Genomic DNA, 7,491 nt, shown 5'->3' with positions numbered 1-7,491 from the left:
GGGCTTGGCGCCGCCCGCCCCCCCCCGGCGCCCCCACCCCCCCCCCCCGGCCCCGCCGCGAGTCCTGACGGGCTCGCGGCCGCGCCCGTTCCTTCCCGCTCATTTTCTCCGCCCACTTCGGCAACTCGCTGCTAATGGGCATGGTCCATCTGTCACTCTGTCGGTGTCGCCCACGCCGCCCGACGAGAACCGACAGACAGCAACGAGAACAGACAGAGCGAGACAGGTCAGGAGCTGCACCGTGGGGTCCATTCCCTTGCAGCGGGACATCGTTCAGCGTCCCGGATATCCCGCAGGCCGTGCGGACACGCGGCCGGCCGCCCATACGTCCCTGCCCGGCAACCTCCTCGCACCCTCCGCCGCCCGCCGGTTCGTCCGGGCCGCGCTGGAGGAGTGGGCGGGGCTCGGGCTCCCGGCGGCCGTGGGCTTCAACGGGCGCGCGGCGGAGGACGCGGAGGTCGTCGTCAGCGAGCTGGTGACCAACGCGGTCGTGCACGCCGGGACCACGGTGGAGCTGGTCGTCCGGCTGGAGGAGGGCGACGACGACGAGGCCAGGGCGCTGCTGCTGGAGGTCTCCGACCACCACCCCGCCCGCGCGGTGCGCAGCGACCGCCCGGAGTCCGGGAGCGCGGCCGACGCGGCGGAGGGCACCCGCGCCGTCGGACCCGACGAGCCCGCCGAGTACGGCCGGGGCCTCCAGCTCGTCGGCACCCTCGCCGAACGCTGGGGCATCACCTACCGCACCGGCCTCAAGACCGTCTGGGCCCGCCTCACGATGGACGACTGGAGCCCCTACCCGGAAGCGGCCGCCGACCCCGGCCTCCAGCACGGGCTGCGCGAGGCCGAGCTGCTCGCCCCCTCCGCCCGGCGCGCGCTGCGCGACGACGCCGACTGGGCGGGCCGGGGAGCGCTCTCCTTCCTGGCCGAGGCCTCGGACCTGCTGGCCGGACAGCTCGACGAGGACATCGTCGCCGCGCTCTCCGGCCAATTACTGGTACCCCGCCTCGCGGACTGGTGCGCGATCTGGCTGGAGCCGGAGAACGGCGGCCCCTCGGCCGTCCCCCGGCTCGCCAGCGTCTGGCACCGGGACGAGACCGAGACCGGCCCGCTGCGCGCCCTGCTGGAGCAGGACCCGATCCGGCTGCCCGAACGGGTCGGCACCGGCCCCGTCTCCATGCCCTGGCCCGGCGGCGAGGAGGCGGAAGCCGTCAAGGACGGGGAGGGCGAAGAGCCCGCCGTGTCCGCCCTCGCCTACCGGATCACCTCCGGCGGCCGGACGCTGGGCGCCGTGCTCCTGGGCCGGGAAGGGCTCGCCCGCGTCCCCGACGAGGTCACCGCGCTCATCGAGGACTTCGTACGCCGGGTCGGCCTCGCCGTCGGTGCCGCCCGCGAGTACACCCGGCAGGCCACCATCAGCCGCATCCTCCAGCGGGCCCTGCTGCCCGGCAAGGTCGCCGACATACCCGGCGTCTCCAGCTCGCTGGTGTACGAGCCCAGCGACGACGGGGTGGTCGGCGGTGATTTCTACGACATCTTCCCCTGCCCCGGCGACCGCTGGTGCTTCGTCCTCGGCGACGTGCAGGGCAGCGGCCCCGAGGCCGCCGTCGTCACCGGCCTCGCCCGGCCCTGGCTGCGGCTGCTGGCCAGGGAGGGCTTCGGTGTCGGAGAGGTCCTGGACCGGCTCAACCGGCTCCTGCTCGACGACGCGATGGAGGCCGCCGAGGCCGCCGCGCTCATGGTGGCCGCCGCCGGGGGCCAGCAGACCGCGGACACCGGCCAGTCCCGCTTCCTGTCCCTGCTGTACGGCGAGCTTGTACCCCTGCCCGGCGGCGGTGTGCGCTGCACCCTGGCCAGCGCCGGTCACCCGCTTCCGCTGCTGCTTCGGCCCGACGGCGAGGTGCGCCCGGCCGCCGATCCCCAGATGCTGCTCGGGATCTTCGACGACGTGGCGTACGAGAGCCAGAGCTTCGACCTGGCGCCGGGCGACAGCCTGCTGTGCGTCACCGACGGGGTGACCGAGCGGCGCTCCGGGACGCTGATGTTCGACGACGGGGACGGCCTGGCCGGGGCACTGGCCGAGTGCGCCGGCCTTTCGGCGGACGGCATCGCGGACCGGATCAAGCGGGCGGTCCACGAATTCGCCGAGCGGCCGCCCGACGACGACCTGGCGCTGCTGGTGCTCCAGGCCGGCTGAGGCCCGCGCGGCCGGAGGGGGCGCGGGCACGTGGCCGGGAAAGCCCCGGCGGCGAGCGACAATGGGCGGTATGCCTTCCGTACTGCCCGATGGTGAACCCGTGCCCGACGACGGGGCGCTGCCCCGCCATGCCCTGGAAGGCGCCGCCGACCGGCCGCTCGGCTTCTACCTGCACGTGCCGTACTGCGCGACCCGCTGCGGCTACTGCGACTTCAACACCTACACCGCGACCGAGCTGCGCGGCTCCGGCGGCGTCCTGGCCTCCCGGGACAACTACGCCGCGCATCTGATCGGCGAGGTCCGCCAGGCCCGGAAGGTCCTCGGCGACGACCCGCGCCCGGTCCGCACGGTCTTCGTCGGCGGCGGCACCCCGACCCTGCTTCCCGCGGCCGACCTGGTCCGGATGCTGGCGGCGATCCGCGAGGAGTTCGGGCTCGCGGACGACGCCGAGATCACCACCGAGGCCAACCCCGAATCGGTCGGCCCGGCCTACCTCGCCGAACTGCGCGAGGGCGGCTTCAACCGGATCTCGTTCGGCATGCAGAGCGCCCGGCAGCACGTCCTGAAGATCCTGGACCGCACGCACACCCCGGGCCGCCCCGAGGCCTGCGTCGCCGAGGCCCGGCAGGCGGGCTTCGCGCACATCAACCTCGACCTGATCTACGGCACCCCCGGCGAGTCCGACGACGACTGGCGGGCCTCGCTGGACGCGGCGATCGGCGCCGGACCCGACCATGTGTCGGCGTACGCCCTGATCGTCGAGGAGGGCACCCAGCTGGCCCGCCGCATCCGGCGCGGCGAGGTCCCGATGACCGACGACGACGTCCACGCCGACCGCTACCTGATCGCCGAGGAGGCGATGGCCGCGGCGGGCTACTCCTGGTACGAGGTGTCGAACTGGGCCCGCACCCCCGAGGGCCGGTGCCTGCACAACGAGCTGTACTGGCGCGGCGCCGACTGGTGGGGAGCCGGACCCGGGGCGCACAGCCACGTCGGCGGAGTGCGCTGGTGGAACGTGAAGCACCCCGGCGCGTACGCCCAGGCCCTCGCCGAGGGGCGCTCGCCGGGCGCGGGCCGGGAGGTCCTCTCCGCCGAGGACCGGCGCGTCGAGCGCATCCTCCTGGAGCTCCGGCTCGCCGACGGCTGCCCGCTCTCGCTGCTGGCCCCGGACGGCCTCGCCGCCGCCCGCCGCGCCCTGGCCGACGGCCTCCTGGAGCCCGCCCCGTACGAGGACGGGCGGGCGGTGCTCACCCTGCGCGGGCGGCTCCTGGCGGACGCGGTGGTACGGGACCTGGTCGACTGAGGCCCCGCACGCCGGCTACTGCTCGCCGGGCGCCGTGACGAAGTCGATCAGGTGCTCCACCGAGCCCAGCAGCGACGGCTCCAGGTCCCGGTAGGAGCGCACCGAGGACAGGATGCGCTGCCAGGCCGCGCCGGTGTTCTCCGGCCAGCCCAGCGCCCGGCACACCCCGGTCTTCCAGTCCTGCCCGCGCGCCACCGCGGGCCACGCCGGGATGCCCACCGAGGACGGCTTCACCGCCTCCCACACGTCGATGTACGGGTGCCCGACCACCAGCACGTCCGCGTCCGACACCCGCTCGGCGATCCGGGACTCCTTGGAACCGGGCACCAGATGGTCGACCAGCACGCCCAGCCGGGCGTCCGGGCCGGGGGAGAAGGCGCGCACGATCTCCGGCAGGTCGTCGACCCCCTCCAGGTACTCGACGACCACGCCCTCGATCCTGAGGTCGTCGCCCCAGACCCGCTCCACCAGCTCCGCGTCGTGCCGCCCCTCCACGTAGATCCGGCCCGCCCGCGCGACGCGGGCCCGCGCCCCGGGGACGGCGACCGACCCCGAGGCCGTACGGGCCGGGCGCGCCGGGGCGGCGGCCGCGGGGCGCACGAGGGTGACGACCCTGCCCTCCAGCAGGAAGCCGCGCGGCTCCATAGGGAACACCCGGTGCTTGCCGAAGCGGTCCTCCAGGGTCACCGTCGGGCCCTGGGCCGTCTTCTCGCACCGGATCACCGCACCGCAGAAGCCGGTGGAGACCTCCTCCACCACCAGATCGGGCTCGGCGGGGACCTCGGGAACGGGGGCGGACCTCTTCCACGGCGGGGTCAGGTCCGGCTGGTAGCTGCGCATCCGACGACGATAGGACGACGGGGCACCGGGGTCACGACACGCCGAACAGTTCGGCCAGTCGCCGCCGCTGCTCCCGTACGAACGCCGCGTCCACCACCGCCCCGTGGCCCGGCACGTACACCGCGTCCTCGCCGCCCAGGGCCAGCAGCCGGTCCAGCGCCACCGGCCAGCGGGCCGGGTGCGCGTCCTCGCCGGCCTGCGGCTCGCCCGACTCCTCCACCAGGTCGCCGCAGAGCACGACCGCGGGGGAGCCCGGGGAGCCGGGGACGACCGCCACCAGGTCGTGGCCGCTGTGCGCGGGCCCGACGTCCGCCAGCACCACCTCGCGCCCGCCGCCCAGATCGAGCGTCCACTCGCCGCACACCTGGTGCTTCGGCGCCACCAGCGCGTCGACCGCCTCCGCCGCGTCGTGCTCGGAGAGGCCGTGGCGCAGCGCCGCGGAGTGCAGCCCGGCCGCCCCGTCCTTCCGCAGGAACTCCGCCAGCCCGGCCGCCCCGTACACCTCGGCGCCGGAGAACGCGGCGGTGCCCAGCACATGGTCGAAGTGCGGGTGGCTGAGTGCGATATGCGTCACCCTGCGGCCCAGCAGCGCCTCGGCCTGGGCCCGTACCTCGGCGCCCTCGCGGAGGGTCGAGCCGGTGTCGAAGAGCAGCGCGCCGTCCGCCCCGGTGACCAGCGCGACCGTCGCGTCCCACCCGGGAAGGCGGCGGCGGCCCACTCCGTGACCGATTCGCTCCCACCCGAACTCTTCCCAAGAGGCGTCCATACCGCGACGCTACCGGCAAAAGACCTGCGGGGTCTCGTGACGGACTGGCCGGTCGCCCTTGCTAGGCCCCCACTCGGCCGCCGTACACTGGCGGGGGATTGCTGGCACTCGGGATGACAGAGTGCCAGGCGGATTCCTGGGCAGAAGCCCGGGAACGGCCCGGGAACCACCGAGGAACACAGCTGGAGGTGTGCGCGATGCTCAGTGAACGCAGACTCGAAGTGCTCCGCGCCATCGTCCAGGACTATGTCGGTACGGAGGAGCCCGTCGGCTCCAAGGCGCTCACCGAGCGGCACAAGCTGGGGGTCTCCCCGGCGACGGTCCGCAACGACATGGCCGTGCTGGAGGACGAGGGCTTCATCGCCCAGCCCCACACCAGCGCCGGACGCATCCCGACGGACAAGGGCTACCGGCTCTTCGTCGACCGGCTCGCGGGGGTCAAGCCCCTCTCGTCGCCGGAGCGCCGCGCGATCCACAACTTCCTCGACGGCGCGGTCGACCTCGACGACGTCGTGGGCCGCACCGTACGGCTGCTCGCGCAGCTGACCCGGCAGGTCGCCATCGTGCAGTACCCCTCGCTGACCCGTTCGACGGTGCGGCACGTGGAGCTGCTGTCGCTGGCGCCCGCCCGGCTGATGCTCGTGCTCATCACGGACACCGGCCGGGTCGAACAGCGCATGATCGACTGCCCCGCCCCGTTCGGCGAGACCTCTCTCGCCGACCTGCGGGCCCGGCTCAACAGCCGGGTCGTGGGACGCCGTTTCACGGATGTCCCGCAGCTGGTGCAGGATCTGCCGGAATCCTTCGAGAGCGAGGACCGGGGCACCGTGTCCACCGTGCTCTCCATCCTGCTCGAAACCCTCGTCGAGGAGACGGAGGAGCGGCTGATGATCGGCGGCACCTCCAACCTCACGCGCTTCGGGCACGACTTCCCCGTGATGATCCGGCCGGTGCTGGAAGCGCTGGAGGAGCAGGTCGTGCTGCTGAAGCTGCTGGGCGAGGCCAAGGACTCGGGCATGACCGTACGCATCGGGCACGAGAACGCCCACGAGGGGCTCAACTCCACGTCCGTCGTCGCGGTCGGCTACGGTTCGGGCGACGAGGCAGTCGCCAAACTCGGCGTGGTCGGACCGACCCGCATGGACTACCCCGGAACGATGGGAGCGGTACGCGCAGTGGCACGTTACGTCGGACAGATCCTGGCGGAGTCGTAAGTGGCCACGGACTACTACGCCGTACTCGGCGTACGCCGCGACGCGTCCCAGGACGAGATCAAGAAGGCATTCCGGCGGCTCGCCCGCGAGCTGCACCCGGATGTCAACCCCGATCCGAAGACCCAGGAGCGGTTCAAGGAGATCAACGCCGCCTACGAGGTGCTGTCGGACCCGCAGAAGAAGCAGGTCTACGACCTCGGCGGCGACCCGCTGTCCGCCTCCGGCGGCGGTGGCGCGGGCGGCTTCGGACAGGGCGGCTTCGGCAACTTCTCCGACATCATGGACGCGTTCTTCGGCACGTCGCAGCAGCGCGGACCCCGTTCGCGCACCCGGCGCGGCCAGGACGCCATGATCCGGCTGGAGATCGACCTCGCCGAGGCGGCGTTCGGCACCACCAAGGACATCCAGGTCGACACGGCCGTCGTCTGCACCACGTGCAGCGGCGAGGGCGCCGCCCCCGGCACCTCCGCCCAGACGTGTGACATGTGCCGCGGCCGCGGCGAGGTCTCGCAGGTCACCCGGTCCTTCCTCGGCCAGGTCATGACCTCGCGGCCCTGCCCGCAGTGCCAGGGCTTCGGCACGGTCGTGCCGACGCCCTGCCCGGAGTGCGCCGGTGACGGCCGCATCCGCTCGCGGCGCACGCTCACGGTGAAGATCCCCGCCGGTGTCGACAACGGCACCCGCATCCAGCTCGCGGGCGAGGGCGAGGTCGGACCCGGCGGCGGCCCGGCCGGCGATCTGTACGTGGAGATCCACGAGCTGTCGCACGCGGTGTTCCAGCGCCGCGGCGACGACCTGCACTGCACGGTCACCATCCCGATGACCGCGGGCGCGCTCGGCACCAAGGTGCCGCTGGAGACGCTCGACGGGCTGGAGGAGGTCGACATCCGGCCCGGCACCCAGTCCGGCCAGTCCGTCCCGCTGCACGGCCGCGGCGTCACGCACCTGCGGGGCGGCGGGCGCGGTGACCTGATCGTGCACGTCGAGGTGATGACCCCGACGAAGCTGGACCCGGAGCAGGAGCGGCTGCTGCGGGACCTGGCGAAGATGCGGGGCGAGGAGCGGCCCACCGGCCAGTTCCAGCCCGGCCAGCAGGGGCTGTTCTCCCGGCTGAAGGACGCCTTCAACGGACGCTGACCCGCGGCATCCGGACGCCGGGCGGTCCCCCTCGACC

The 7,491-nt window shown here is 73.7% G+C and carries 6 protein-coding genes; 4 read left to right on the top strand and 2 right to left on the bottom strand.

Annotation, left to right across the window (positions count from 1 at the left end):
- Positions 1-256: 256 nt before the first annotated feature.
- Together ACFCV8_RS34715 and hemW are read left to right on the top strand one after the other, a co-directional pair.
- Positions 257-2,194, top strand: a complete 1,938-nt coding sequence (locus ACFCV8_RS34715; RefSeq protein ID WP_376689502.1) for a SpoIIE family protein phosphatase — start codon at positions 257-259, stop codon at positions 2,192-2,194.
- A 70-nt stretch (positions 2,195-2,264) separates the two neighbouring features.
- Positions 2,265-3,497 carry a radical SAM family heme chaperone HemW gene (gene hemW / locus ACFCV8_RS34710; RefSeq protein WP_376689501.1) on the top strand — a complete coding sequence of 411 codons (1,233 nt, stop codon included), beginning with the start codon at positions 2,265-2,267 and terminating at the stop codon, positions 3,495-3,497.
- Between the two features lie 15 nt (positions 3,498-3,512).
- Here the strand turns inward: hemW and ACFCV8_RS34705 are convergent, their stop codons facing one another.
- Both ACFCV8_RS34705 and ACFCV8_RS34700 read right to left on the bottom strand, forming a co-directional pair.
- Entirely contained in the window at positions 3,513-4,337 is an 825-nt protein-coding gene (locus tag ACFCV8_RS34705; RefSeq protein ID WP_376689500.1) for a DUF3097 domain-containing protein, read from the bottom strand.
- A 31-nt stretch (positions 4,338-4,368) separates the two neighbouring features.
- Positions 4,369-5,103: an MBL fold metallo-hydrolase gene (locus ACFCV8_RS34700; RefSeq protein WP_376689499.1), complete on the bottom strand. Its 735-nt coding sequence runs from the start codon at positions 5,101-5,103 to the stop codon at positions 4,369-4,371.
- Between the two features lie 197 nt (positions 5,104-5,300).
- On the opposite strand from ACFCV8_RS34700, the gene hrcA reads away from it, so the two are divergent.
- Positions 5,301-6,317: a heat-inducible transcriptional repressor HrcA gene (gene hrcA / locus ACFCV8_RS34695; protein ID WP_352275239.1), complete on the top strand. Its 1,017-nt coding sequence runs from the start codon at positions 5,301-5,303 to the stop codon at positions 6,315-6,317.
- Entirely contained in the window at positions 6,318-7,454 is a 1,137-nt protein-coding gene (gene dnaJ, locus ACFCV8_RS34690) for a molecular chaperone DnaJ (protein ID WP_376689498.1), read from the top strand.
- Positions 7,455-7,491: the final 37 nt, after the last annotated feature.

Origin of the sequence: Streptomyces sp. NPDC056347 (genome assembly GCF_042262625.1) — a bacterium.
In the GTDB taxonomy this organism is placed as follows: domain Bacteria; phylum Actinomycetota; class Actinomycetes; order Streptomycetales; family Streptomycetaceae; genus Streptomyces.
The sequence above is the reverse complement of the archived record's forward strand: the minus strand, read 5'-3'. Positions and strand labels throughout refer to the sequence as shown.